The organism is Halobacillus sp. BBL2006 (genome assembly GCF_000786645.1).
Lineage (GTDB): Bacteria > Bacillota > Bacilli > Bacillales > Halobacillaceae > Halobacillus.
On record NZ_JRNX01000356.1, the window covers coordinates 1 to 3,115 of the forward strand.

The 3,115-nt window shown below is 44.3% G+C and carries 4 protein-coding genes; all 4 read left to right on the plus strand.

The genetic code is table 11. The annotated features are described in order from the left end of the window. Positions 1 to 701, plus strand: a 701-nt coding sequence (gene eutB, locus LD39_RS11180; protein WP_035546340.1) for an ethanolamine ammonia-lyase subunit EutB, incomplete at its 5' end; no start/stop codon positions are given. Between the two features lie 12 nt (positions 702 to 713). Next, a complete protein-coding gene (gene eutC, locus LD39_RS11185) occupies positions 714 to 1,688 on the plus strand; it encodes an ethanolamine ammonia-lyase subunit EutC (protein ID WP_035546343.1) in 975 nt (324 codons plus the stop codon). Positions 1,689 to 1,697: 9 nt separating this feature from the next. Then, positions 1,698 to 2,351 (plus strand): ethanolamine utilization microcompartment protein EutL, encoded by a 654-nt coding sequence (gene eutL, locus LD39_RS11190; protein WP_035546345.1) that lies wholly within the window; start codon positions 1,698 to 1,700, stop codon positions 2,349 to 2,351. A 20-nt stretch (positions 2,352 to 2,371) separates the two neighbouring features. Then, the coding region (locus tag LD39_RS11195; RefSeq protein WP_156112624.1) for an aldehyde dehydrogenase family protein at positions 2,372 to 3,115 on the plus strand (744 nt) is incomplete at its 3' end.

Below are 3,115 nucleotides of genomic sequence, written 5' to 3' on the forward strand. Positions count from 1 at the left end.
ACTGTGTGCTTGCTCACGTCACCGCTCAAATGAAAGCCATTGAGCAAGGTGCACCAGCCGACATGATTTTTCAAAGCATTGCCGGAACGGAATCAGCAAATCGTTCCTTCGGTATTGATGCCGCTATTCTTGAAGAAGCCAATGAACTAGCAAAAGTGAAAGGGACGGGAACGGGACCGCAGCGACTTTATTTTGAAACCGGTCAGGGATCTGAATTATCAGCAGAAGCTCACCATGGTATTGACCAAATGACGCTTGAATCCAGAAATTATGGGTTCGCCAAATACTATGACCCTTTCATTGTCAACACAGTGGTCGGATTTATTGGACCGGAGTACCTTTACAACAACAAGCAAGTGATTCGCGCAGGTCTTGAAGATCATTTTATGGGCAAGATGCACCTAATTCCGATGGGTGTAGATATTTGCTACACAAACCATATGAAAACCGATCAAAATGATATCGAAGATTTAGGAGTCTTGCTATCTACGGCTGGTGTCAACTTTATCATTGCTACCCCGATGGGGGATGACTGCATGTTGAATTATCAGTCGATGAGCTTTCATGATGTAGCAACTCTACGAGAAACCTTTGAAAAGAGACCTTCCCCACGATTTGAGAGCTGGCTAGAGAGCATGGGAATTCTGGAGAATGGAAAACTCACTGCCCGTGCTGGGGATCCAACGATATTCACTCGATAGGAGGTGATGGGAATGGATAAAGATATGATCGAAACCGTCACTCGTCTCGTAATGGAAAAAATGAATGATAAGAAAAATGTTCACAAGCCCACATCTTCAGGAGTTAAAATCTGGGACCATACTTCCTCAGACAACCATTATAAAACAATCGAGTCCTCTTCGATTGCTGAAGATAATGTGGGAGGAAAAGCTGTCTTATCAAAGTTTCCGAAACAACAGAAATCCAAACCTTCTCCTGTAGGGACTAAAGTGAAAAGTTCTGAGCAGAAGGATGAGGGTGATCATGAAGATTTAAGAGAGTTGAAGAGTAAAACACCAGCACGAATCGGAGTGGGCCGAGCGGGAGTTAGACCGAGAACGGATACTTGGCTTCGTTTTCGATACGATCACGCAGCGGCTGTCGATGCGGTTTATGGAAACGTTGATCGCAGTTTGCTGGAGGATTTGGATTTGTTCGTCGTTAACACAAAAGTAACGGATCAGGAAACATACATCCGCAGACCTGACTACGGCAGGAAGCTTTCAGATGAAGCTAAGGCAAAAATTCATCAATCCTGTAAGAAAAATCCTCAAGTCCAGATCATTGTTTCTGATGGACTCAGTTCAAAAGCGATTGACGAAAACCTAGAGGATGTATACCTATCTCTTCAGCAATCTTTAAAAAGTCTAGGCTTAGACGTCGGTACTTCGTTTTTTATAGAAAAAGGACGGGTCGCTGCTATGGACGATGTTGGAGAAGAGTTGAAACCAGAGGTCATCGTTTATCTTATTGGTGAAAGACCAGGGCTTGTCAGTGCTGAATCGATGAGTGCTTATCTTTGCTATAAGCCACGAAAAGGTACGATCGAATCCCAGCGCCAAGTGGTTTCTAACATTCATAGTGGAGGCATACCACCGGTGGAAGCAGGAGCTTACTTAGGCGGTGTGGTTGAAAAGATACTAGATTATGAGGCAAGTGGCGTTGAGCTTGTGAAAAAGGAAGGGTAGGAATGAGAAATGAAATTAGAGCCTATATACGCTGAGATTCTTTCTGTCCGCATCATTCCAAACGTTGATCCTATGCTTGCTAAACATTTTAATTTAAAACCATCTCAAAGGAGCCTGGGGATATTCACTATAACGATGGATGATGTTGGTGTCACGGCGCTCGATGATGCAACGAAAAAAGCAGATGTAGAAGTCGTGTATGCTCATTCTTTTTACGCTGGGGCCGACCATTCTTCCGGACCATTATCCGGGGAATTCATCGGTGTTGTTGCAGGGCCGGATCCTGATGAAGTGAAAAGTGCGATGGAAGTGATTCACCAGGTTGTCGATGGTCAAGCTTACTTTGAAGCAATAGATGAAAATAAAACCCATAGCTTATATGCTCATGTGGTTTCAAGGACAGGATCCTTTTTATCAAAAGAAGCAGGAATCGAACAAGGAGGAGCTCTTGCCTATTTGATTGCTCCACCTCTTGAGGCCACTTATGGACTGGATGCAGCTTTAAAAGCATCTGATGTAGAACTTGCCTGTTTCTATGGTCCTCCAACAGAAACAAACTTTGGAGGAGGATTACTTACTGGCTCTCAGTCCTCCTGTATGGCAGCAGCGGATGCATTCCGGCAAGCCGTAATTGATGTAGCCAATCATCCTGTTCGGAGTTAAATGAAGGGAGTGTTATTTTAGTGGAATTTGATCACGATTTACAATCCATGCAAGAGATGAGAATGGCAGTGAAGAAGGCGAACGCTGCACAAAAAGATTATGAAGCTTTTTCTCAAGAAGAAGTAGATCGAGTAGTCGCAGCTGTAGCTGAAGCTGCCCATGAAAAATCCAGATACTTAGCAGAAATGGCTGTAGAAGAAACGTCCATGGGTGTTGTGGAACACAAAACCATAAAAAATAAGGTCGGTTCAAAAGATGTTTATGAGTCCATAAAAAATGACAAGACCGTTGGAGCGATACATGAGGATTCTGTCAACAAAGTTACCGAATTCGCTTACCCTTTTGGAGTTGTCGCAGGAATTATTCCAACAACGAATCCAACCTCAACGGCAATCTTTAAAACCTTGATTTCTTTGAAAACAAGGAACGCCATTGTCGTGAGTCCCCACCCTTCTGCTGTGAAATGTACAGTCGAAGCACTGAGGATCTGTCACGATGCAGCGGTCCAAGCTGGTGCTCCTGAAGGAATTGTCGGGTGGATATCCAAACCATCGATGCCTGCAACAACCGAGCTCATTAAACACCGGGATGTCGATGTGATTTTAGCCACCGGGGGTGGAGGACTCGTTCGGGCCGCTTACAGTTCAGGAAAGCCAGCGTACGGTGTTGGACCTGGAAATGTCCCTGTTTACTTAGAGAAATCCTGTAACGTGAAAAAGGCGGTCGAGATGGTCGTTGATAGTAAAACATTTGATAATGGCACG